The 22,250-nt window shown below is 60.2% G+C and carries 20 protein-coding genes; 12 read left to right on the forward strand and 8 right to left on the reverse strand.

Going from position 1 to position 22,250, the window contains the following annotated elements:
• The first annotated feature begins 195 nt into the window (after positions 1 to 195).
• From AC1D3C_RS01405 to AC1D3C_RS01425, 5 genes are all read left to right on the forward strand, one after another.
• The gene (locus tag AC1D3C_RS01405) at positions 196 to 1,692 is read left to right on the forward strand and encodes an ABC transporter substrate-binding protein (protein ID WP_477481603.1); all 1,497 of its coding nucleotides are present in this window, start codon (positions 196 to 198) and stop codon (positions 1,690 to 1,692) included.
• An 83-nt stretch (positions 1,693 to 1,775) separates the two neighbouring features.
• Positions 1,776 to 2,690 carry an ABC transporter permease gene (locus AC1D3C_RS01410; protein WP_040125628.1) on the forward strand — a complete coding sequence of 305 codons (915 nt, stop codon included), beginning with the start codon at positions 1,776 to 1,778 and terminating at the stop codon, positions 2,688 to 2,690.
• Between the two features lie 11 nt (positions 2,691 to 2,701).
• On the forward strand, positions 2,702 to 3,625 hold the full coding sequence (locus AC1D3C_RS01415; RefSeq protein WP_247031156.1) for an ABC transporter permease: 924 nt from the start codon (positions 2,702 to 2,704) through the stop codon (positions 3,623 to 3,625).
• A complete protein-coding gene (locus AC1D3C_RS01420; RefSeq protein WP_477481604.1) occupies positions 3,618 to 5,234 on the forward strand; it encodes an ABC transporter ATP-binding protein in 1,617 nt (538 codons plus the stop codon). Before AC1D3C_RS01415 ends, AC1D3C_RS01420 begins: the two co-directional genes overlap by 8 nt.
• A gap of 36 nt (positions 5,235 to 5,270) precedes the next feature.
• A complete protein-coding gene (locus AC1D3C_RS01425) occupies positions 5,271 to 6,152 on the forward strand; it encodes a dihydrodipicolinate synthase family protein (RefSeq protein WP_477481605.1) in 882 nt (293 codons plus the stop codon).
• 74 nt (positions 6,153 to 6,226) lie between these two features.
• On the opposite strand, the gene AC1D3C_RS01430 is transcribed toward AC1D3C_RS01425, so the two are convergent.
• The 8 genes from AC1D3C_RS01430 to AC1D3C_RS01465 form a co-directional block, all read right to left on the reverse strand.
• Positions 6,227 to 7,291 (reverse strand): ABC transporter ATP-binding protein, encoded by a 1,065-nt coding sequence (locus AC1D3C_RS01430; RefSeq protein ID WP_477481606.1) that lies wholly within the window; start codon positions 7,289 to 7,291, stop codon positions 6,227 to 6,229.
• Positions 7,292 to 7,322: 31 nt separating this feature from the next.
• The gene (locus AC1D3C_RS01435; RefSeq protein WP_247135275.1) at positions 7,323 to 8,126 is read right to left on the reverse strand and encodes an ABC transporter permease; all 804 of its coding nucleotides are present in this window, start codon (positions 8,124 to 8,126) and stop codon (positions 7,323 to 7,325) included.
• 6 nt (positions 8,127 to 8,132) lie between these two features.
• Positions 8,133 to 8,981 carry an ABC transporter permease gene (locus tag AC1D3C_RS01440; protein WP_477481607.1) on the reverse strand — a complete coding sequence of 283 codons (849 nt, stop codon included), beginning with the start codon at positions 8,979 to 8,981 and terminating at the stop codon, positions 8,133 to 8,135.
• 97 nt (positions 8,982 to 9,078) lie between these two features.
• Complete coding sequence (locus AC1D3C_RS01445; protein WP_477481608.1) at positions 9,079 to 10,119, reverse strand: ABC transporter substrate-binding protein; 1,041 nt, start codon at positions 10,117 to 10,119, stop codon at positions 9,079 to 9,081.
• A 15-nt stretch (positions 10,120 to 10,134) separates the two neighbouring features.
• The gene (locus AC1D3C_RS01450) at positions 10,135 to 11,106 is read right to left on the reverse strand and encodes a dipeptidase (RefSeq protein ID WP_477481609.1); all 972 of its coding nucleotides are present in this window, start codon (positions 11,104 to 11,106) and stop codon (positions 10,135 to 10,137) included.
• Positions 11,103 to 11,825, reverse strand: coding sequence for a hypothetical protein (locus AC1D3C_RS01455; RefSeq protein ID WP_477481610.1), 723 nt, complete (start codon positions 11,823 to 11,825; stop codon positions 11,103 to 11,105). The genes AC1D3C_RS01450 and AC1D3C_RS01455 overlap by 4 nt, the downstream gene beginning before the upstream one ends.
• Complete coding sequence (locus tag AC1D3C_RS01460) at positions 11,822 to 13,531, reverse strand: hypothetical protein (RefSeq protein ID WP_477481611.1); 1,710 nt, start codon at positions 13,529 to 13,531, stop codon at positions 11,822 to 11,824. The genes AC1D3C_RS01455 and AC1D3C_RS01460 overlap by 4 nt, the downstream gene beginning before the upstream one ends.
• A gap of 5 nt (positions 13,532 to 13,536) precedes the next feature.
• Positions 13,537 to 14,295: an IclR family transcriptional regulator gene (locus AC1D3C_RS01465; protein ID WP_051900672.1), complete on the reverse strand. Its 759-nt coding sequence runs from the start codon at positions 14,293 to 14,295 to the stop codon at positions 13,537 to 13,539.
• 364 nt (positions 14,296 to 14,659) lie between these two features.
• On the opposite strand from AC1D3C_RS01465, the gene AC1D3C_RS01470 reads away from it, so the two are divergent.
• From AC1D3C_RS01470 to repC, 7 genes are all read left to right on the forward strand, one after another.
• Positions 14,660 to 15,433, forward strand: coding sequence for an amino acid ABC transporter substrate-binding protein (locus tag AC1D3C_RS01470; protein ID WP_040125638.1), 774 nt, complete (start codon positions 14,660 to 14,662; stop codon positions 15,431 to 15,433).
• Between the two features lie 80 nt (positions 15,434 to 15,513).
• The gene (locus AC1D3C_RS01475; RefSeq protein WP_040125639.1) at positions 15,514 to 16,194 is read left to right on the forward strand and encodes an ABC transporter permease subunit; all 681 of its coding nucleotides are present in this window, start codon (positions 15,514 to 15,516) and stop codon (positions 16,192 to 16,194) included.
• A complete protein-coding gene (locus tag AC1D3C_RS01480) occupies positions 16,191 to 16,952 on the forward strand; it encodes an amino acid ABC transporter ATP-binding protein (RefSeq protein ID WP_040125640.1) in 762 nt (253 codons plus the stop codon). The genes AC1D3C_RS01475 and AC1D3C_RS01480 overlap by 4 nt, the downstream gene beginning before the upstream one ends.
• Positions 16,953 to 17,744: 792 nt before the next feature.
• On the forward strand, positions 17,745 to 18,014 hold the full coding sequence (locus AC1D3C_RS01485) for a hypothetical protein (RefSeq protein ID WP_477481612.1): 270 nt from the start codon (positions 17,745 to 17,747) through the stop codon (positions 18,012 to 18,014).
• A gap of 477 nt (positions 18,015 to 18,491) precedes the next feature.
• A complete protein-coding gene (gene repA / locus AC1D3C_RS01490; RefSeq protein WP_040123875.1) occupies positions 18,492 to 19,685 on the forward strand; it encodes a plasmid partitioning protein RepA in 1,194 nt (397 codons plus the stop codon).
• A gap of 4 nt (positions 19,686 to 19,689) precedes the next feature.
• Entirely contained in the window at positions 19,690 to 20,691 is a 1,002-nt protein-coding gene (repB, locus tag AC1D3C_RS01495; RefSeq protein WP_477481613.1) for a plasmid partitioning protein RepB, read from the forward strand.
• 153 nt (positions 20,692 to 20,844) lie between these two features.
• Positions 20,845 to 22,119: a plasmid replication protein RepC gene (gene repC, locus AC1D3C_RS01500; RefSeq protein WP_477481614.1), complete on the forward strand. Its 1,275-nt coding sequence runs from the start codon at positions 20,845 to 20,847 to the stop codon at positions 22,117 to 22,119.
• The last annotated feature ends 131 nt before the right edge of the window (positions 22,120 to 22,250 follow it).

Below are 22,250 nucleotides of genomic sequence, written 5' to 3' on the forward strand. Positions count from 1 at the left end.
AATATGTGGCCCTGCCGTCGGGGAAAATTTTCGGTCCAAGACCTGAACGCCCCGCGATAGAGCCTCTAAATCGCCATCGGTCTTCCTTCACGGGTCGGCTCGCCAATCACCAAATCAGCCGTTCATCCACCGGGCCACGGCAGGTCGATCGGAACGGTGTCTGATCAATTTATATTCACTTGGGAGGTGAACCACATGAAGAAGATGCTGATGACCGCGCTGATCCTCGGATCTGCGCTTGCCCCCGCTTACGCAGGGTCCGGCCCTATCAAGATTGTGCTGCCTGAAGAAGCCGATCTGCTGGAGCCGTGCATGGCGACCCGTTCCAATATCGGCCGTATCATCATGGAGAACGTCAGCGAAACGCTGACCGAGCTCGATGTTCGCGGCAAGAAGGGCGTCATGCCGCGCCTGGCCGAAAAATGGGAGCAGACCCAGGACGGCAGCTGGCGGTTCCATCTCCGCCAAGGCGTAAAGTTCTCCAACGGGACGACGTTCGACGCCAAGGATGTGAAGCACAGCTTCGACCGCGTGATGAGCGACAAGAACGCCTGCGAATCCCGCCGCTATTTCGGTGGCATGAAGATCAGCGCCAATGTCGTCGACCCCTACACGATCGATTTCAAGGCCGATCCGGCCCAGCCGATCCTGCCTTTGCTGATGTCGCTGGTCACGATCGTTCCGGAAGAAACTCCGCTCGCATTCATTCGCGAGCCGATCGGCACCGGTCCCTATGCGCTGAAGAACTGGACGCCGGGTCAGCAGATCGTGCTTGCGGCTCGCAGCGATTACTGGGGTGCCAAACCGCAGGTGACCGAGGCCACCTACCTGTTCCGCGCCGATCCGTCCGTACGTGCGGCGATGGTGAAGGCCGGAGAAGCGGACCTTTCTCCGTCGATCTCGCAGCTCGATGCGACCGACCCGAAGACTGACTTCTCCTATCTCGACAGCGAGACGGTCTATCTGCGCCTCGACCACAACATTCAGCCGCTGAACGACGTGCGGGTTCGCAAGGCGCTCAATCTGGCCATCGATCGCCAGGCGTTCATCGGCACGCTGGTGCCCCAAGGAGCCGTGCTTGCGACGGCGCTGGTGCCGCCGACCACGCAAGGCTGGAACCCGGACGTCAAGGTGTTCCCCTATGATCCGGAAGGCGCCAAGAAGCTTCTTGCCGAGGCAAAGGCCGCCGGCGTAAAGGTCGATACGCCGATCACGCTGATCGCCCGCACGGCGAACTTCCCGAACGTCACGGAAATCATGGAAGCGGTTCAGTCACAGCTCCAGGAAGTCGGCTTCAAGGTCGATCTGAAGTTCGTCGAAGTGGCCGAGCACGAGAGCTACTACTCCAAGCCCTTCAAGGAAGGTCGTGGTCCGATCATCGTCGCCGCTATGCACGACAATTCCAAGGGTGATCCGTCCTTCACCATGTTCTTCAAATATGCCTCGCAGGGCACGCAGTCGGGCTTCTCCGACCCGAAGGTCGACGACCTGATCAAGCGCGCTTCGGCGGCAGTCGGTGACGAACGTGCAAAGCTCTGGTCACAGCTGATCGCCTACCTGCATGACGACGTGGTTGCCGACGCCCTTCTCTTCCACATGGTCGGCTTCTCGCGCGTTTCGCCGCGTATCGACTTCAAACCGACCATCGCTACAAATTCAATGCTGCAATTGTCGGAAATCGGCATCAAATAGTCAGCGGAAACCGGCTCCCGGATTTCCAATCACGACCCAAAGGCGGCGGGTACCCATCCGCCGCCATAATAGTCGAGGGCGACATGCTTAGTTTCATTCGTAAGCGCTCCGTGGCGAGCTTGATTTCACTGGTCGGGCTGCTTGTACTGGTGTTCTTCCTGTCCCGCCTGACGGGCGATCCGGCCGCTCTCTTCCTGCCCGTCGAAGCTTCGGCCGAAATGAAGCAGCAGTTCCGCGAGCTTCATGGCTTGAACGACCCGCTGATGGTGCAGTTCGGACGTTATGTCGGCGACGTGCTGACCGGAAATCTTGGTGAATCGCTCCGCAAGGCGCGGCCGGCGCTGGATGTGGTGACGGAAGCGTTCGTGTGGACGCTCTGGCTTGCGGTGATCACCATGTCGCTCGTCACGGCCGCGGCCATCGTCGTCGGCTCGCTCGCCGCTTTTCGCTCCGGCGGCTTCTTCGACCGGCTCTCCTCGATGATTTCGCTGGTAGGCGCATCGGTGCCGGACTTCTGGCTGGCCATCGTCGCGATCGTCGTGTTCTCGGTAAACCTTGCATGGCTGCCGACATCCGGCACCGGTTCGATCCTGCACTGGATCCTGCCGATCGGCGTCCTGTTCGTCCGTCCCTTCGGCATCATCGTCCAGGTCGTGCGCGGCTCGATGATCGGCGCCTTATCCTCCGCTTATGTGAAGACGGCCCGTGCAAAAGGCGTCAAAGCCGGCCCGATCATCTTCATCCATGCCCTGCGCAACGCCATGCTGCCGGTCATCACCGTCATCGGCGACCAGGCAGCGAGCCTTTTGAACGGCGCCGTCGTGGTCGAGACGATCTTTGGTTTCCCCGGTGTCGGTAAGCTGATGATCGACTCGATCCTGCAGCGGGATTTCAACGTCGTCCTGGCCGCGATCCTGGTGACCGCGCTGGCGATCTTCCTCATGAACCTGCTGATCGATCTCGCCTATGCGCTTCTCGATCCGCGCATCCGTCATTGAGGACAGCAACGATGAGTGTTTCCACCTCCGATACGACGATCGCGCACGAGCCCTCCTTCCCGATCCGCATGGCACGAATGCTCTGGGCCGACAAATTCGCGCTTTGCGCGGTGATCTTCTTGCTCGTCGTCATCGTGCTTGCTCTGATCGGGCCGTCCTGGCTCGGCGAACTTGCCACCAAGCAGAATCTCCGCGGCCGCAACCTCGCGCCTTTCGACTGGAGCCGTGAATGGGTGTGGTGGATGGGGGCGGACGCTCTCGGCCGGCCATTGCTCGCCCGCATCATCGTCGCGACCCAAAATACGCTTATGGTCGCCGCGGGCGCGGTGATCCTGTCGTCGGTCATCGGCACGCTGCTCGGCCTTGTCGCCGGCTTTTCGTCGCCCCGCGTCGGGCAGGTGATCATGCGCCTGGCAGACGTGATCATGTCCTTTCCCTCGCTGCTGATCGCGGTGATCGTCCTTTATCTCCTGGGCTCCTCGATCCTGAACCTGGTCGCCGTCCTGTCGATCACCCGCATCCCCGTTTATCTGCGCACCACCCGCGCCGAGGTGCTGGAGATTCGCGAGCGGATGTTCGTGCAGGCGGCGCGGGTGATGGGCGCTTCGCAGAACCGCATCCTGTTCCGTCACATCCTGCCGGTCGTTTTCCCGACGCTCACCACGCTGGCGACGCTGGACTTCGCCTATGTCATGCTTGCCGAAAGCGCGCTGTCCTTCCTCGGCATCGGCATCCAGCCGCCGGCGATCACCTGGGGGCTGATGATTTCCCAGGGACGCCAGTATCTCACCAATGCCTGGTGGCTCTCGTTCTGGCCCGGGCTGGCGATCATCATGACCACCTTGTCGCTCAACCTTTTGTCGAACTGGCTGCGCATCGCGCTCGACCCCGTCCAGCGCTGGCGCCTGGAAATGAAAGGCCGAAAGAATGGCTGAGCACCTGCTGGAAGTCCGCAACCTCTCGGTCGAGTTCCACACGGCCGCCGGCGTCGTGCATGCCGTGCGCAACATCTCCTACCATCTCGACCGCGGCGAGACGCTGGCGATCCTCGGCGAAAGCGGATCGGGCAAGTCGGTTTCGTCGGCGGCGATCATGAACCTCATCGACATGCCGCCCGGGCGGATCAGTGCCGGGCAGATCCTGCTCGACGGCAAAGACCTGCTGACCATGCCGCCCCAGGCGCGCCGCGAGGCAAACGGACGGCGGATCGCGATGATCTTTCAGGACCCGCTCAGCCATCTGAACCCGGTCTATACCGTCGGATGGCAGATTCGCGAAGCGATGACGACCCACGGCATGCCGACCGGACAGGCCAAAAGCGAAGCCCTGCGCCTGTTGACGCGCGTTGGAATTCCGGACCCGGAAGGCGCCATGGGCAAATATCCGCACGAATTTTCTGGCGGCCAGCGCCAGCGCGTGATGATTGCGATGGCGCTTGCGCTGCGTCCCGATCTGCTGATCGCCGATGAGCCGACCACCGCACTCGACGTAACGGTCCAGGCCGAGGTGCTGGCGCTGTTGAAGGAGTTGCAGCGGGAAACCGGCATGGGCGTGCTGATCATCACCCATGACCTCGGTGTTGTGGCCGAAATCGCCGATCGGGTGGTCGTCATGGAAAAGGGCGAGCTGGTCGAGACCGGCACCGTCCGCGACGTCTACAAGAACCCGACGCATCCCTATACAAAAAAACTGATCGGCGCCGCCCCCGGGAAGGGCGAGATGCACGTCGCACAGCTTTCGGGCCAGCCGCTGCTCAGCGTCCGGGACGTGCGCAAACGCTACGGCTTCTTCGATGCGTTGAAGGGTGTCTCGTTCGACCTCAGGGCGGGCGAGACCATGGCGATCGTCGGCGAAAGCGGCTCGGGCAAATCGACGCTCGCCCGCGTTCTCCTGAGGCTGGACGAGCCGGATGCCGGCACGGCGCAGTGGAAGGGACGCGACCTTTTTCAACTCTCGCCATCGGAACTCTACAAGCTCCGGCGCGATCTTCAGATGGTGTTTCAGGACCCCACCCAGTCGCTCAATCCCCGCATGACGGTGTTCCAGCTCGTATCCGAAGCCTGGGCCATCCATCCCGATATCCTGCCGAAACGCCAATGGCGGGAACGGGTCGCGGAACTGCTGGTGCAGGTGGGCCTCTCGGCCGAACACATGAGCCGTTATCCGCACCAGTTCTCCGGCGGCCAGCGGCAGAGGATTGCAATCGCCCGTGCGCTTGCGCTCGAACCGCAGCTGATCGTCTGCGACGAGGCGGTGTCGGCACTCGACGTGTCGGTGCAGGCCCAGGTCATTGCGCTTCTCGACAAGCTGCGACGGGACATGGGCATCTCCTTCATCTTCATCGCCCACGACCTGCCTGTCGTTCGCGACTTCGCGGATTACGTCATGGTCATGCAGAAGGGCGAAGTGGTGGAAATGGGAACGGTCCGGGAGATCTTCGAGACCCCCCGTGAAGCTTATACAAGAGCGCTCCTGGCGGCGAGCCTCGATCCGGACCCGGATGTTCAGGCCGAACACCGGGCAGCCCGTCTCAAACGTGCATGACACACCGCCGAGCGGCGGATAAGCGGAGTTGATTGAATGACCAGAAATGCCTTTGTCGCACTCGTGACCTGCTTCAATGAGGACGAGACGATCAATTTCGAGGCGACCCGCGCACAGGTGCGCCGGCAGGTGGCGGCGGGCAACAACATCATGTGTGCCGGCACCAATGGTGACTTCACCGCTCTCACCCACGAAGAAAAGATCCAGCTGACGGAACACGTCGTCGACGAGGTTGCGGGGCGCGCCAAAGTCATCGTCAATGCCGGCATGCCGGCCACCTTCGAGACCGTACAGCTCGCCAAGGAATTTGACCGGATCGGCGTCGACGGCATCGCCGTCATCACCCCATTCTTCATCGCCTGCACACAGGACGGGCTGATCCGCCATTTCTCGACGGTAGCGGATACGGTCAAGACGCCGGTTTATCTTTATGACATCCCCGCCCGGACCCAGAACCACATCGAGCCGGCGACGGCAGCAAATCTTGCCAGGCACGGCAATATCGCCGGTATCAAGGATTCCGGTGGCGCTCAGGAAACGCTGGCAGCCTACCTTCAGGTCTCGAAAGAAAACCCGGGCTTCGAGGTCTATTCCGGCCCCGACCATCTCGTCCTATGGTCGCTGCAGAACGGTGCTGCAGGCTGCATATCGGGGCTCGGAAATGCCCTGCCGCACGTGCTCGCCGGCATCCTTGCAGCCTTCAACTCCGGCGACATTGCGGAAGCGGAGCGTCAGCAGGCGATCTATACCGCCTTCCGCACCGACCTTTATGCGCTGGGCTTTGCGCCCGCCATGGTCAAGCGTTCGCTTTACCTTCAGGACAAATCAGTCGGCGCGAGCAGGCAACCTGCCCTGCTTCCGGACGAGGCTCAGGACGAGAAAATAAGAGAGATCCTGAAAAAGTACGATCTTCTCTAGGTTCTAATCCCGGCCTTGATGGTGCAATAACGTGCGTTGATTGAAGGGGCCGGTCGGAATTCGCCGCTGCAACCCTATTTGGTGATCACGAAGACCGCGTCCGGTGTCCAGCTGATGCAGCATTCCTCGCCTTCCCTGATGATCACCACATCGGCGCCGAGCACCCTGACGCGCATGGGAATATCCCCTGCCCGGCCGATCACGAGGGCGTTGTCGCCGTAGTTGACGATCGTCTCGACGATCATGCGGACGTTCTTGCGGCCCTCGACCGGGCTGCGCGACAGCTTGATGTGCTCCGGGCGGATCAGAAGCGTCACCTTCTGGCCGTCCGCAAGAGCATCTTCGCCAGCGTATTGGACGGCTCCAAGCGTCGGGTTCTCGGCCGTTCTGACGGCCCCGCTGGTAATGATTGCCGGGATCAGGTTGCTTTCGCCGATGAAGGCGGCGACGAAGGAGGTCTGCGGGCGATGGTAGATATCCAGCGGCGCTGCGACCTGCTCGATACGTCCCTTCTCGAACACCACGATGCGATCGGACATCGACATGGCTTCCGACTGGTCGTGGGTCACGAAGATGGTCGTCACGCCAAGGCTGCGCTGGATACGCTTGATCTCGATCTGCATCTGCTCACGCAGGTTCTTGTCGAGCGCGCCAAGCGGCTCGTCGAGCAGAAGCAGCGAAGGCTCGAAAACCAGGGCGCGGGCAAGTGCGACCCGCTGCTGCTGCCCGCCGGACAATTCCTTCGGATGGCGATGACCAAAACCCTTGAGGCCGACGAGAGACAGCATGTCCTCTGCCTGTCTCAAGCCCTGCGAGCGGTTGACGCCACGCATCTGCAGGGGAAAATAGACATTTTCGACCGCTGTCTTGTGCGGAAACAAGGCATAGTTCTGGAACACGATGCCGATATTGCGCTCATGCGGCGCAAGCTCGGAAATCGACTGGCCACCGACTTCCACCTTGCCGCCGCTCGCCTTTTCGAAACCGGCAATGATCATCAGGGTCGTCGTCTTGCCCGAGCCGCTCGGGCCCAGGAAGGTCACGAACTCCCCCTTGTCGACCGACAGGCTCACGTTGTCGAGCGCCGTGAAATGTCCGTAGGTCTTGGTGATGTTGGAGAGTTGCAGGTAGTTCGTCATTGGAAATCCTTGGGGGGAGTCCTTGGGAGGATCAATGTGCGCCGGCCGGGCGGCTCGGCTTGGGAGCGCGGCTGCGCAGCGCGCTGGCGAAATAAGGAGCCGCGATGCCGACCAGCACGACGACGAAGAGCAGCGTCGAGATGACGGCAATCACCGGGTCGGCCTCCTGGCGGATGCTGTCGAACATCTTGCGCGGCAGGGTCTCTGCGTCGCGGCCCGAAATGAAGATCGCCACCACCGTCTCATCGAAGGATTGGATGAAGGCGAAGAGCGAGCTGATGACAAGCCCCGGCCGCAGGATCGGCAATGTCACGTGCAGGAAGGTCTTTGCCGGGCTGGCGCCGAGGCTCTGTGCGGCCCGTTCCAGGTTTCGGTCGAAACCCTTGAGGTTGGCCGAAAGGACAAGGAAGGCGATCGGAACCGACAGGCAGGTATGTGCCAGGATGACGCCGAGATGGCTGTGCACCAGCCCGAGATCGCCGAAATAGGAATAGTAGCCGACCGCCATGACGATATGGGGGACCGCCATCGGCATCAGCATCATCAGGTCGGCAAACCCCTTTCCACGAAACTTGTGGCGCACCAGGGCGAAAGTCGCGGGCACGACCAGGGCCATGGTGAGGATGGTCGTCGCAGTCGCGATCAGGATGCTGTTCCAGGTCGGTATCAGCCAATCCATGCTGGTGAAATAAGCGCGGTAATACCCAAGCCAGTAACCCGGCGGCGGAAATTGCAGGGAACTCGCGTTCGAAAACGACATCGGCACGACGATGACGAGCGGTGCTGCAATGAAGAGCACGACAATGAAACCGGCCCAGCGCATGAACGTGTTCATGTTCGGTCACCCCCAGAGTTTGTCGAGGCCGAAACGGCGGTGATAGATGGTGAGGATGATAAGTGTCACCACGAGCAGGATCATCGCCATGGCGGAACCCAGACCGAAGGCGAGGAACTCCTCGATCTGGTGACCGATCAGACCGGCAACCATCTGCTCGCGCGGGCTGCCGAGCAGAACCGGCGTCACGTAGAACCCAAGGCAGATGACGAAGACCAGGACCGAACCGTTGGCGATACCTGGCGCCGTCAGCGGCAGGTAGACATGCCGGAACAGCGACCAGCCTTTGGCGCCGAGGCTTTCCGCCGAGCGGATCAGCGCCGGGTCGATCTTCTTCATCACCGAATAGATGTTCATGATCATGTAGGGCGCCAGGATATGCACCATGGCGAGCGTCGAGGAAAAACGGGTGAAGAGAAGCTGCGGCGGCTTGTCGACGCCGATCATCTGCAGCGAGGCAATCAGCGGGCCATTATTGCCGAGCAGGACCATCCAGGAATAGGTGCGGACGAGGAAACTGGTCCAGAAGCTCATGGTGACGAGCAGCAGGATCAGCATTGCCGTGCGTGGCTTGGAATGCGCCATCAGATAGGCCAGCGGATAACCGACCAGAAGGCAGCAGAGCGTCACGAAAGCGGCCGTCACGAACGTGTTCAGAAAGACGCGCTGGTAAAGCGCTCCGGTCAGGACCTTCTGGTAGTTCGCCAGCGAGACCTTCGGTTCCGTAAAGCTCATGATCGCCACTTCGGCGAGCGGCACGACGAAAAAGATGAGCATGTAGATGCCGAGCGGCGCCAGCAGCAGCCAGGGCCATATATTCGTCTTTTCCGTCAGTTTTGAAAGGCTGATGCCCATTGCCGTTCCCCTTTTATGGCAGGCAGGGTCGCTGCGGCATCGCGCGGTTGTTCCGCGCGATGCCGGCCAGCGGGTCGGGTTGATCCAGGAGAGCGGATCAGCTCGCGACCCACTCCTCGAAACGTTCGGCGAGCTCCGCCGGGTCGATGCCGAAGTTCGACATGTCCTGCTCGAAGGTCAGCTTGTAGTTGTCTGGAGAGGTCGGCATGCGTTTGGCATCCGCCGCGTCGACGAACTGGTTGGAGGCCGGGTTCAGCGCACCGTAGTCCGCAGCCTTGGAAAATCCGGCAAGCGGCTTCGCACTGGTCGCGAATTCGACGAATTTCCTGGCGTTCTCAAGGTTCGGGCTCTTTTTGGCGACAACCCAGTAGGCGCGTTCGATCTCGCCCTGGTTCCAGGTCATGGCAACCGGAGCGCCAGCCTTCTCCGCCTCGAAATAACGGCCGTGCCAGATACCGATCATGTCGATCTCCCCGTCACGCAGGATCTGCGTCGACTGGGCGCCGGCAGTCCACCAGACGCGGATATGCGGCTTGATCTTGTCGAGCGACTTGAAGGCCCGGTCCACATCGAGAGGATAGAGATCCTTGACCGCGACGCCATCGGCGAGAAGCGCGATCGGGATGACGCGCGACGCATAACGCTGCAGCGACCGCCCGCCGGGGAATTTCTCGACATTCCAGAAGTCGGCCCAGGTCTTCGGTGTGTCCTTATATTTATCCTTGCGCCAGGCCATGACGGTGGCGAACGCATGTGAGGCGACGCCGTTTTCGAAGAGGCCGCCTTTGTAGGGCTCGGTGAGCTTTTCGATGATGTCGGCCTGGTTGGCACGAACCAATTCGCCGCCGCCGAGCGTGGTGACGTCGAATTCGTAGGTGCCGGTCTTCACCTGCTGGGCGAGCTTGGCAAAAGAGACCGGGGAAACCGTCTTCACCTGGATGCCTGTTTCGGCGGTGAAGGGATCGATGAGATGCGCCTTTGCGGCAGCCTCCCAGGGACCGCCCCAGGTGTTCACGTAGAGGACCTTCTCCTGCGCGCGAACGAGATAGGGAGCGGCGAGTGAAGCGGTCACCGCAGCGCCGGCCGTCTTCAGGAAACGGCGGCGGTCAGGCATGAGAAATGTCTTCATTCCAGTCATTGCAGTTCTCCTCTTTTATGATTTTCTGAAGGTGGCTTCGTAGAGCCGCAGCCAGTTCTTGTGGGTGATCTTCGCAACTTCTTCTTCCGAGAAGCCCACGGCGCTGAGGCCGTCCGGGATCACCCTGATGTCCTCGACCTTCTGGAACCATTCCGGCGGCGCAGCCTTGAGCGGCTTGCCCGCGGCGCTGGCACCATAGTCCTCACCACGGGTCCAGCGCCCTTTGCGCATCCAGGCGTAATCGGGAGCCGTGAAATTGTGGCTCTTGTCGGTGCCGATCGCGACGGAGTCGATGCCGGCAATATCCACCGTGCGGGCAACCATCGTGCACCAGGCTTCGATCGAGGCGCAGAACTCGTCGCCGGTGATGTTGCGATAGGCGGCGCAGCCGATCACGCCACCGGTATCCTTCAGCGCCCGGATGACGTCGTCCGACTTGTTGCGCTTGTGCATGAAAAGCGACTGGGCGTTGGCGTGGGTGACGGCGATCGGCTTTTCGGAAACCTTGATCGCGTCGAGTGTCGTGCGGTCGCCGACATGGCTGCAGTCGACCAGAATGCCGGCGGCATTCATCTCGCGCACCACTTCCTTGCCGAAGCGGGCAAGGCCCGAATCCTCGGCTTCATAGCAGGAGCCACCGAGTTCGTTCTGGTTGTTGTAGGTGAGTTGCACGACGCGCACGCCGAGTTCGGCAAACATCTCCACGAAGCGGATCCGCCCTTCGAAGAGATTGGCGTTCTGGAAACCCATGATGACCGCGAGCTTGCCTACGTCTGAAATACGGCTGATGTCGTCTGCGGTAAGGGCGATCTCGGCGATATCGGAATTTTCGCGCACCAGGTCACGCCAGCGACCGATAGAATCCATCGACTCGAGGGTGCCCTCCCAGAATCCGCAGGTGTTGACGACCCCGCCGACATTGCCTGCCCTTAAGGATTCAAAGGCGGCGCGATCGAAATGCCCGCATTGCAAACCGTCGATGATCATGATCTCGCGCTCTCTTTCATACGTTCGGAAATGCTGGACGACAGGAAGGAGACATCCGTCTCGTCGTCATTGTCCTTGCGGCCGATGACGGTGCCGTCCTCGTTGACGATCATCGGGCCGGCATGACGGCGCGAGACGATGCTGTCGGTCGCAAGCGCCTGTTTTGCCAGGTGATAGATGCGCCACCAGAGATCGCTCTCGATTTCAGCACCGCTTTCCAGAAGCGACCAGAGAAGAGGATCGTCTTTTTGAACGTCGCCGGTGACCGCGGCCGGAACCGCCTTCAGCACATCGCCGGACACGGAGATCGAAAGCCCAGATCGACCGCTAAAACGCGCAGCGATTGCAAGTTCCTCGACATCCATCGTCCCTGTCACGGTCAGTTCCGCCGACCCGAACCGGGCCGCGAGCTCACCGAGAAGATCGATCGCCGTCGGCAGCACGAACCATGCGTGTTCGCCGCAAGCGTCGAGCGTCAAGCGGTTGCCGGCTTCGGAGGCAATCGCGATACGGGTGGGAACCGCCGACTTGAAGCTCTCGAACCGCTGCTCGAACAGTTTGAAGCCACCAAGACCAAGCTTTTGCGAATACATCGGGATGTCGCCGATAGTCAGGAAGAAACCCTTGGGCAGGCTGCTCAGCGAGAAGATCCGCTCGGACATCAGCCGCATTTCGCGGGGCATGACGCGCATGGAGGGAGATGAATGCAAGGATGTCATAGAACAGGCTCCGCCGGGTAATACCAGGTGCGGGTGTAGCCGGCGCGCAGATCGTCGGGGGTCGGTGCACCGTGATAGAGCACGCCGCGCAGGTTGCGGTTCAGGAAGTCACGGGTCTTGTCGATGCCGTGGACCCCGACGTTCATCAGCCGCACGAGATCGATCGGCACAAAAGCCTCGGCGTTGATGTTGGCGCGAGGCGTGTGATAGTCCCGCCCGCGCAGGCTCTGAATGCGCGCCACCATGTAGCGGTGTTCAGGATGTTTCATCAGGAAACGGGCGATGCTGAGCGAACCTTCGGCCCTGCCGAGATCGGCAAAAAGGGATTGGATCCCGCCGCAAACATCGAGGCCGAGATCTAGCGCATCGGGGACTTCCTCGCGGGCGCCGCGGCGCGGCTCCTCCGCCGTCTCCGATTTGTACCAGACATATTTATAGGCCTCTGGGCCGGCCATGTCGGTATCGAGCGCCCACTGATATTCGTCATGGACGAGCGCCATTAGCTGTTCGACCGTCTCGGCTGGCGAGATGCTGAATTCGTCGGGAGCATCAATGGCTGCCAACAGCCTGTCGGCTTCTTCCGGCACCAATTCGATCAGCAACGAGAGGAACGTCTCGAAAGCTTCCGGCAGGAGGTCGGTTTCGAATTCGGCGGCAAGCACATCAAACGGGAAATCGGTCGTACGACCAAACACCGTGCCGCTTCGCCGGAATTCTTCGAGCGCCGCCACCACCTTGTCGATATCGGCTGCCACGTCGGCGCTGGAGGCAAATGTCTCGTAGACCATCTGGTCCTGTTTGCGGAACGCGATTGCCTGGCGGAGAAGTTCGAGCAGTCTGGCGACGCGAGGATCCGACGCATCGAGCTTCAGCGCGCGGGCCATCGCAATCGCACCTTCGCGCGCGGACAGAAGCCCGTCGATCAGGCGCGGATGTTTGTGGACGAAGAAGATAAGGCCAAGCGCCGAACCATTGCCGACGCCGATATAGCGGCGAAGCTGCGGGTCGAGGCGCACGGCGGTCTCGGATTTCTTGGCCGCCAGATGCTCGACGAGGTCGCAGGAAAATTCCCGCATCAGGTAGGCGGTCAGCAACTGCGCCTGCAGGACACCACCGAGCGCATGGCGGGCGCCGAGCGACGGGAAGGAACGCGTCCCGAACGTGCCGTTGCCGTCAAGGCCGGTATTGCGCATCAGGTAGCAGACCTTCGAAAGATCGGCGACGGACGGCTGGCGACCTTCGGCAAGCGCTTCGAGCGTCTGGTCGAAAACCCGCATTGAGCGGTTCGACCGACACCAGATCAGCGTGCCGGCAGTCGCCCGGCCCGTATAGAGCTTGGGGATTTCCCGCCGCGCCGTTTCGATCTCGATTTCGGTCGCCGGCCCTTCGATCAGCGCGCCCATCATGTCCCAGGCCTGGCCAATGATACGGCCGGTACGAGCCGTCCGGCTCGGCGGACGGGAAAAGCCGATGAACGAGAACTCCTGGTCAGGCGCCTTGATGGAATAAACGACGGTCCCTTCGGCGTTTTCGTCCACGTCGAAAAGGACATTGGAGATGTCCCAGCGCTCGCGGATCATCTTGTTCATGAAGGCGCGGGTGCCGCTGAGCCGGCTCGGCTGGATTGCCGCCAGCCGTGAAGTCTTCATCACCTCTTGGCTTGGGCGCGGTCGGGGCGTTGCCACCTGTTCGGAAGTCGCGGTCATGACCGTCAACGTTCTCCCTGCTGCATTTTCGTGATGGTACGGGCGGTTTCGAGAAGCGGCTCGCGGAAGCTTTCGAGGTCGAAGCGCATCTCCGGCATGACCAGCGAGATCGTCGACGTGCATTTGCCGTGGAGATCGAAGATCGGCGCGGCGATGGCGACGACGCCGCTATGGGTATAGCCGCTCGACAGCGCGTAGCCGTTGGCGCGCGCCTCGCCCAGGAGCTCTTCCGAGGCCAGTTGCTCGCCGCTTTCCTCCAGGCGGGCGAGCGTCACTTCGTCTGCGAAAGCGGTCAGGATGCGGCCGGATGCGGAACCCTCGAGCGACATGGTCGTGCCGATCTTCTGTTCCGCACGCAGCACGCTCTGGGACTCGACACGCGAGACGATGCACGGTAGTCCGCGATCGAGCACCGCCAGCGAAGCCGTCTCCTTCACCCGGTGGACCAGCATTTCGATGATCGGCTGAACCCGCGCTCCAAGATTGGCCTGCTCCATGGCCGCCGCGGCAAGCCGACAGGCGTGCATCGTGAGCCGATAGCGCATCTCGTGATCCTGCTCGACCCAGCCAGCTTCGATCAACGTCAACAGCCGCTGATAAGCGGTGGGGCGAGAGAGCTCCATCGCCGACGCGATCTCCGGCAGTTTCATGCCGCGAGCGCTGGAGGCCAGCACGTCGAGCACCGCCATGGTCTTCAGGACCGTCGAGAGCGGGCGGACGCCACCGCTTTCCTCTTGTATTCTATTTGAATATGTCGTATCCATGTTGAATATGATGTCGCCGTCATTGATTTATGTCAACCGCGCGGGAGCGTGCTTGCGCGCAAATTTGGCCCTCACCTGGCTAAGGCGCTCAAGGCGTTCAGAATTTTTTTACGCTGGATTTCGCTGCGTCACCGTCGGAGCCACGAGCGAAAACTTTCAATCTACAGCCTTACCTTGCATCGATGCGGGCCACGGCACGTGAGACCCAGGCTTGTTTGGCTACAAGCCGTCCGCGAATTGGGGCATGACTGCGGCTGAGTAAAATATTCGCATTTGCCGGCTTTTTTTGCGGTTTTCTTTCAATCCCGACGTCCTATTTTCTGTCATCTAGTCGCCAGCAAGCACTGCTGAAAGGATGACCTAAATGTTTCGGTTGAAAACCATTGTCGCGGCGGCCCTTATTCATGCGGCAGCCCTTACGCCTTCCCTCGCCGGCGAAAATCTCGCCGCCGTCAAGTCTGCGGGCGTCTTCAAGATCGGCACCGAGGGGACCTACGCGCCGTTCACCTTCCATGACGCAAGCGGCAAACTGGTCGGTTTCGACGTGGAGATCGGCCAAGCCGTTGCCGCAAAACTTGGCGTCAAGGCTGAGTTCGTCGAAGGCAAGTGGGACGGCCTCATCGCAGGGCTCGATGCCAAGCGTTACGATACCGTCATCAACCAGGTGGGCATAACCGAAGCCCGCAAGCAGAAATATGATTTCTCCGACCCCTACATCGCGTCCAAGGCGGTGCTGATCGTCCGCCAGGACAACAGCGACATCAAGGGTTTCGCAGACCTCAAGGGTAAGAAATCCGCTCAGTCCCTGACCAGCAATTTCGGCAAGATCGCCGAACAGGCAGGCGCCGAACTCGTGGGCACGGATGGCTTCGACCAGTCGATCCAGCTCGTGCTGACACGCCGCGCCGACGCGACGATCAATGACAGCCTCTCGTTCCTCGATTTCAAGAAGCAGAAACCTGACGCGCCGGTAAAGATCGCCGCGCAGCAGGACAATGCCGATTATTCCGGCATCATCATCCGCAAGGGCGAGCCGGAATTGCTCGGTGCCATCAACAAGGCACTGGCGGACATCAGGGCAGACGGCACCTATCAGAAGATCTCCGACAAGTATTTTGGGCAGGACGTCTCCAAATAGGCTGCCGAGTTCCCATTCCTGACCTACATTGTTAGAGCGTCCGGCGCCCGCGCCGGACGTCATTTTTTGAGGATCACATCGTGCCGCACTGGCTTCAATTGATGTCGGATTCACTTCCGACCCTCCTATGGGCGGGCGTCCGTTTTACGGTTCCGCTGACATTGCTGTCCTTCCTGCTCGGGCTCATCCTCGGCCTGATAACGGCGGTGACGCGGCTGTTCGGCCCGGCGTCGCTTGCGCTGATCGCACGGTTTTACGTCTGGGTGATCCGCGGTACCCCGCTTCTCGTGCAGCTCTTCGTCATCTTCTACGGCCTGCCGAGCGTCGGCATCCTGCTCGACGCCTTTCCCGCGGCATTGATCGGCTTTACCCTGAATATCGGTGCTTACAGTTCCGAAATTATCCGCGCGGTCATTTCCTCGGTGCCGAAGGGGCAGTGGGAAGCGGCCTATTCGATCGGCATGTCATGGCGCCAGGCGATGAGCCGCACCATCCTGCCGCAGGCGGCGCGTGTCGCGGTGCCGCCCCTTTCGAATACCTTCATCTCGCTGGTCAAGGATACATCGCTTGCCGCGGCGATCACGGTGCCGGAACTCTTCCAGGCAGCCCAGCGGATTGTCGCGACGACCTATGAGCCGCTGATCCTCTATATCGAGGCGGCCTTGATCTACCTGGTCTTGAGCTCGGTGCTGTCATCGTTGCAGAACAGGCTTGAAAAGCGTTTCGCCCGTTATGGCGGCATGATGGAGTCAAACCGATGATCGAGCTTTCCAACATCGAAAAGCGGTTCGGCGACGCGGTCATCCTGAAGGACATCAGCCTCGGCATTCCCGAGGGAAGCGTGACCGCGCTCATCGGTCCCTCCGGCGGTGGCAAGAGCACGCTGCTGCGATGCATCAACCTGCTGGAAATTCCGACCGCCGGCTCCGTCCGCATCGGCGAGGAAAAGTTCGACTTCGAGCCCGGCCTGAAGATCGGCTGGAAGTCGATCCAGAAGATCCGCCGCCAGACCGGCATGGTCTTCCAGAACTTCCAGCTCTTTCCGCATCGCACGGCGATCGAGAACGTCATGGAGGGACTGACGACGGTTCTGAAATGGCCGCGCCAAAAGGCCCATGACCGCGCCAGCGAACTGCTCACCAAGGTAGGAATGGCGCATAAGACCGATGCGTGGCCGTCAGAGCTTTCCGGTGGGCAACAACAAAGGGTGGCGATCGCCCGGGCGCTTGCGCCTTCGCCGCGGGTTCTTCTCTGTGACGAACCGACCTCGGCCCTCGATCCTGAACTTTCCGCCGAGGTCATCGACGTGCTCGGCCGGCTTGCTGCCGAAGGAACGACGATGGTGATGGCGACGCACGACCTGCGCCTTGCCTCGCGGATCGCTAATCACGTGGTTTTCCTAGAGAGCGGGAAAGTGGTCGAGTCCGGCAGGGCGGAAGCTATCTTCGGTAATCCGAGGCAGGAACGCACCAAGAGCTTCATCTCATCGATCAACGCGGCGCAGACAGCGCATATCTAAGCGCTCTGTTCCAGGGCGAACGTTCGCGCGGGCGCAGCATCGGAGAAGCTCCTTGAACTTCTGTTCAGGAGATAATTTCGCCCAAGCTCAGATCATGAGTGCGGTTTGTGGCCAGATTTCGATTAAAACCGCACGGCCCGTCGGCGAGCAATTTCATCTGTTTCCAAGAGAAACTCGTCGCATGAAGAGAACCCTCGGCATTTGTGCCACTCTACCCGAGAGATACGGATTCGTCGACCTATCCAGCCGACGTTTTGTTACCTTCAGATGTCACGAGAGGTAGAGTCAAAAGCCGCGGGAGGTCGATATTTTGTCATTCTAACCAATGCCCAGCGAGCTCCCTCGCCTGCCTTCCGCCGCGGGAATAGAATTGAAAGCGAGCCCGGAAACATGCCGTAAAGCCCATCCGGCGATCACGGAGCGAATGCCGGCCTCAGTGAGTTGGAGCCAAGCGGCTTGCCAACTCAGTCCCTTTTTGAAGCTCGTGACTGCCCTGAGAGCCGAACCGGTAACGGATCGCCCGTTCGCATCTTCGACGAAAGGAAATCACGCGGCAAAGCAAGCGAGGAATTGTGCGGTATCGATCGAGCGTCCGCCGAGGTTTTCTGTTGCTGCCGAGCAAAGTCCCTCCGCGGCAGCAGCAGGGGAAGCTGGGTGCCTTTTTATGGGCTGGACCAGGACAGTATGTAGCCGAGCCGGACTGAGTGATCGCGGGAGTACTTTATGCGCGCGATGACCAGGGATGTCTTCCAATAGATCCCCAATTGGAGCGACCTATCCACGAGAGCAGTGATGTTGCCGCTCATCAGTTCGCCGTCATGCGCAACAAGTGAAGCCCCTCATACGGTCGCCGATAGCAATGGCCATACCGGCCATAATCTCGGTTCGTGTGTCTCGTCGAAAGATCTGCTGCTTCGCGGCCTCCGTCGGCGCGCCATGTTGGCCGGCCCCACCAATCCGAAGACCGCCGGACAAGAAATCCAAGCCGGACACGAAGAAGATCGACCACAGGATAAAACAGCCGTCGAGGATATTCTCGCAAAGGCTGAGAACAGCGGATGACTGGATCCAACCCACGCCGGCCTTACCGACCGTGAGCTCATACGTTGCTCCAGTCGCAGCACTCACTCTCGTGGCCAACAAGCAGCCAAACGCGAGAGAGTATCGTTAGGTGAAAAGCCCTCCTCTCCCGAAGATCGCGTGGTTCGATCTGCCGGAAGCATCGCAGTTGTCCGCGGGCTACCGTCACCACGGAAACATACTGCAATGGCCATATCCCCTTGCCCGGCATCAATCAGAAGCGGATCTGCAAGAGCGGTAGTCCGCGGACAACTCGCCTCAAAGAGCCGACGCTAGATACCCACCTCGCCCGAAATCCAACCGGCCTGATGAGCGCCCACGAATGCCAATTTGGCCAGCAAAACAGCGAAAATGACAGTTTGGTTAAGCGTTTGTAAATCGGTAACGAATCGGCGCATAATATAACTGCGCAGTTAGAGCGCTTTCGGTAAAAATTGCGCAGTTATTCGGGAAAACCACATGCAACCGAGTCTTGTCATCCAGGACGATCAAGAGCATCTTCCTTCACTTTTGGCAACAGATGCGCAGGAGCTGTCCTATCAGCTCCAACAGCATCAAGCGAAGATCTTTCCGCCTCTTTCCCAAAAGACGATGCGGTTCTTCTCTCCTGCCGAAGCCGCGGGCTTCATAGGCATCGGTGAAGGTTATCTCCGGCAAGTCGCTGCCGAAGGCCATGGCCCAAGTCCTCTCGCCAACGGGCGCCGCCTCTACGGCGCGGATGATATGGACCGGATCCGCCGGGTTCTTGATGAGAGAAACGGGACTCCGAAATATGTTCCGGCCCGGAAAAGCGCCGACAAGCTTCAAATCGTATCGGTCATGAACTTCAAGGGCGGCTCCGGGAAAACCACCACGGCTGCGCATCTGGCGCAATATCTGGCCCTGAGAGGCTACCGGGTCTTGGCCGTCGATCTCGATCCGCAGGCTTCTCTTTCCGCCTTGTTCGGCCATCAGCCGGAATTGGATGTCGGAGAAGCTGAGACGCTCTACGGGGCGATCCGTTATGAAGATCCGCGGCCGATCGCCGATATCGTGCGCGCCACTTATACGCCCAATCTGCATCTGATCCCCGGAAATCTCGAGCTCATGGAGTTCGAACATGAGACGCCCAAGGCAATGGCATCCGGCACGGCGGAGACGATGTTCTTTGCCCGGATAGGCGAGGCTCTGACCGAGATCGAAAGCCTCTACGATGTCGTTGTCGTCGATTGCCCGCCTCAGCTCGGGTTTCTGACGATGTCGGCGCTCTGCGCGGCGACATCCGTGTTGATCACCGTGCACCCGCAAATGCTCGACGTCATGTCGATGTCCCAGTTCCTGACCATGACGAGCGAGCTCATGTCCGTCGTCGAAAGGGCCGGAGGCAGGACGAGTTATGACTGGATGCGCTATCTCGTCACGAGATTCGAACCCAATGACGGTCCGCAAAGCCAGATGACCGGCTTCATGCGTGCGATTTTCGGAAACCGCATGCTTCAGAACGCCATGCTGAAATCGACCGCCATCGCCGATGCCGGGGTGACGAAACAGACGCTGTATGAAGTGGAACGGTCGTTATTCGTGCGCGGCACCTACGACCGGGCCTGGGAGTCGCTCAATCTCGTCAATTCAGAGATCGAGGCCCATATCCGAGCCACATGGGGAAGGAAGTAGCTAGATGGCCAGAAAGAACCTCATCGAAATTTCCTCTTCCAGCGCAACGCGCCCCGAACCGGTGGCTCCGAGGGACAACCGGCCTATTGCCGGTTTTGTGCCACAGGCCCGCAATTCCGCGCCTGTGGGCGGCATCACCAGGACGCTTGGCAATATCACCGAAAAGGTCGAACGGGCGAACGATCTTGAGCGGCAGCTGGCCAAGGGTCAGATCGTCGTCGAGATCGATCCCGTCCTGATTGACGCTTCCTTCGTCGAGGATCGACTGGAGATAGACCCCGTTCAGCTGAATGAGCTGGTGGAGCAGATCCGCGAGCATGGTCAGCAGGTACCCATCCTTGTGCGGCCTCATCCGCAGGCAAAAGGCCGTTATCAGGTCGCCTACGGCCATCGCAGGCTGGCGGCGGCGAAGAAACTCGGCCTCAGTGTGCGGGCGGTGGTCCGCGATCTCACGGATGACCAGCTGGTGGTCAGCCAGGGGCAGGAAAACAGTGCCCGGACGAATTTATCCTATATTGAGCGGGCTCTTTTTGCCTTGCGGCTCGAACAACGAGGTTTTACCCGCGATATTATCATGGCGGCGCTCGGAGTGGACAAGGCGGCACTCTCCAAGATGCTGATCGTGACGCGACAGGTGCCGATCGCCCTGATTACAGCCATCGGAGCTGCGCCGGAAATCGGCCGCAGGCGCTGGCTGGAGTTGGGCGAGCGGCTTGAGACTGTGGAGCCTGATGTCGTTCTGACGCAGTTGTCCGCGGACAACTCGGGACAGCTGTCAAGCGACGAGCGCTTCCATCGGGCTCTAGCCTTTGCCTCGAAAAGGCCGGCACTGACAACAGCCCCTGCTGCCAAGGCGCAAATTTCCGGAGTACCGGTCCAGTTCAAGAAGACCGCATCGAGCGCGACCTTTGTCTTCGACAACAAGGCGGCGCCTGGGTTCGACCAATTCGTGCAGGAGAGGCTCGTAACCCTCTTTGCAGAATTCCAACAAAACAAAGGAGCGTAAACCGCAAAAGAAAAAGGCCCCCAAGCGACAAAGTCGTGGAAGCCCTTCTCAGATCTTAGCAAATCAAGAATCGCATTTCCTCGAATCACTGTCAAGAGTTTAGGCGCCGTTTGGGCGAGTGGATTTCTTTTGCCTTAGCGAAAGTGAAGGCAGATGGAGAACAGGTATGTAACGACGCCCTTTGGGCGGCGGGCGATGTCGCTTGGCATGCTGGCAAGTCAGCAGCTCGCTGAGAGGATTGAACCCGGAATTAGCCGTAACAAATGGAAACTGTTCAGGGCGGTCTGCGAAGCAAGACCATCACTGGGCGTGACCGATCGCGCGTTGACGGTGCTCGACGCGCTCCTGACCTTTTACCCGGATGACGAGCTCTGCGAGGCGAGAGGCCTGGTGGTCTTTCCCTCAAACGCCCAGCTTTCCCTCCGCGCCCGCGGCATGACCGCCGCGACCCTCAGGCGGCACCTTGCCGTTCTCATAGAGGCAGGCCTGATCCTGCGAAAGGATAGCCCCAACGGGAAACGTTATGCGCGTCGCAGCAGGGCCGGAGAGATCAATGAGGCGTTCGGCTTCAGCCTCGCTCCGCTTCTGGCCCGTGCTGCCGAGATCGAGAGCCTCGCCGCCCAGGTGATTGCCGAGCGGGAGCTGTTGCGGATTACCCGGGACCGACTGACTGTCTGCCGTCGCGATGTCGCAAAGCTGATCACAGCGGCCACCCAAGACGGCGTCCCGGGTGACTGGGGGGCGATCCTGGATATCTTCCGAACGCTGGTCGCGCGGATTCCACGTGTCGCCACAGTCAAAAACCTTTCCCCCATTCTGGATGACATGGCGACCCTGCGCTCGAAGATCGTCAACCTTCTGGAAATGCGGTTAAAAACGGGAAAAATCGACGCCAGTGAGTCTCAAATTGAGCGCCACAAACAGAATTCCAATCTTAAATACAATTATGAATCTGAACCTTGCTTCGAGATGAAACATGCCGCGCCGTCATCGGATGATCCTGAACCGCTGAGTGAACCGGTCGAAAGCAGGCAAAACAGGCAAACGTCGACCCATACGGAGACCGCAGCAGCCAAATCCCTGCAATCCTTCCCGCTTGGGCTCGTGCTGCAGTCCTGCCCGCAGATCGCCGACTATGGACCAGGCGGCAGGATCGACAACTGGCGCGACCTGATGGCTGCCGCTGTCGTTGTTCGAACGATGCTGGGGATCACGTCTTCGGCCTACGAAGAGGCGTGCACGGCGATGGGACGGGAAAATGCAGCGACTGTCCTTGCCTGCATTCTCGAGAGGGGAGAGCAGATCAATTCGGCAGGTGGCTATCTGCGCGATCTGACCCGACGAACCGAAAGAGGCGAGTTTGCGGTTGGTCCAATGCTGATGGCGCTTGCACGCGCGGGCGTCTCCGGTGGGCGGCTGGCTGGATGAGGTCATACCGGCATCTGAGAACACGACGTCCTCCAAAACTCGTCGCAACTTTTGGCCGACATCATGTGCGGTTACACTGGGATATTGAGCCGAAACCGCTCGCGCGGGTTAAGGATGAGCGGGCAATGACC

The sequence above is a fragment of the Neorhizobium sp. P1_A6 genome, assembly GCF_056406795.1.

Coding starts and splice junctions, on each gene's coding strand:
- AC1D3C_RS01450 (WP_477481609.1), bottom strand. CDS start 11,106: ATGATCATCGACGGTTTGCAATGCGGGCATTTCGATCGCGCCGCCTTT.
- AC1D3C_RS01420 (WP_477481604.1), top strand. CDS start 3,618: ATGGCTGAGCACCTGCTGGAAGTCCGCAACCTCTCGGTCGAGTTCCAC.
- AC1D3C_RS01405 (WP_477481603.1), top strand. CDS start 196: ATGAAGAAGATGCTGATGACCGCGCTGATCCTCGGATCTGCGCTTGCC.
- repC (WP_477481614.1), top strand. CDS start 20,845: ATGGAGAACAGGTATGTAACGACGCCCTTTGGGCGGCGGGCGATGTCG.
- AC1D3C_RS01440 (WP_477481607.1), bottom strand. CDS start 8,981: ATGGGCATCAGCCTTTCAAAACTGACGGAAAAGACGAATATATGGCCC.
- AC1D3C_RS01435 (WP_247135275.1), bottom strand. CDS start 8,126: ATGAACACGTTCATGCGCTGGGCCGGTTTCATTGTCGTGCTCTTCATT.
- repA (WP_040123875.1), top strand. CDS start 18,492: ATGCAACCGAGTCTTGTCATCCAGGACGATCAAGAGCATCTTCCTTCA.
- AC1D3C_RS01465 (WP_051900672.1), bottom strand. CDS start 14,295: ATGGATACGACATATTCAAATAGAATACAAGAGGAAAGCGGTGGCGTC.
- AC1D3C_RS01470 (WP_040125638.1), top strand. CDS start 14,660: ATGTTTCGGTTGAAAACCATTGTCGCGGCGGCCCTTATTCATGCGGCA.
- AC1D3C_RS01410 (WP_040125628.1), top strand. CDS start 1,776: ATGCTTAGTTTCATTCGTAAGCGCTCCGTGGCGAGCTTGATTTCACTG.
- AC1D3C_RS01480 (WP_040125640.1), top strand. CDS start 16,191: ATGATCGAGCTTTCCAACATCGAAAAGCGGTTCGGCGACGCGGTCATC.
- repB (WP_477481613.1), top strand. CDS start 19,690: ATGGCCAGAAAGAACCTCATCGAAATTTCCTCTTCCAGCGCAACGCGC.
- AC1D3C_RS01485 (WP_477481612.1), top strand. CDS start 17,745: ATGTTGCCGCTCATCAGTTCGCCGTCATGCGCAACAAGTGAAGCCCCT.
- AC1D3C_RS01415 (WP_247031156.1), top strand. CDS start 2,702: ATGAGTGTTTCCACCTCCGATACGACGATCGCGCACGAGCCCTCCTTC.
- AC1D3C_RS01430 (WP_477481606.1), bottom strand. CDS start 7,291: ATGACGAACTACCTGCAACTCTCCAACATCACCAAGACCTACGGACAT.
- AC1D3C_RS01460 (WP_477481611.1), bottom strand. CDS start 13,531: ATGACCGCGACTTCCGAACAGGTGGCAACGCCCCGACCGCGCCCAAGC.
- AC1D3C_RS01455 (WP_477481610.1), bottom strand. CDS start 11,825: ATGACATCCTTGCATTCATCTCCCTCCATGCGCGTCATGCCCCGCGAA.
- AC1D3C_RS01425 (WP_477481605.1), top strand. CDS start 5,271: ATGACCAGAAATGCCTTTGTCGCACTCGTGACCTGCTTCAATGAGGAC.
- AC1D3C_RS01445 (WP_477481608.1), bottom strand. CDS start 10,119: ATGACTGGAATGAAGACATTTCTCATGCCTGACCGCCGCCGTTTCCTG.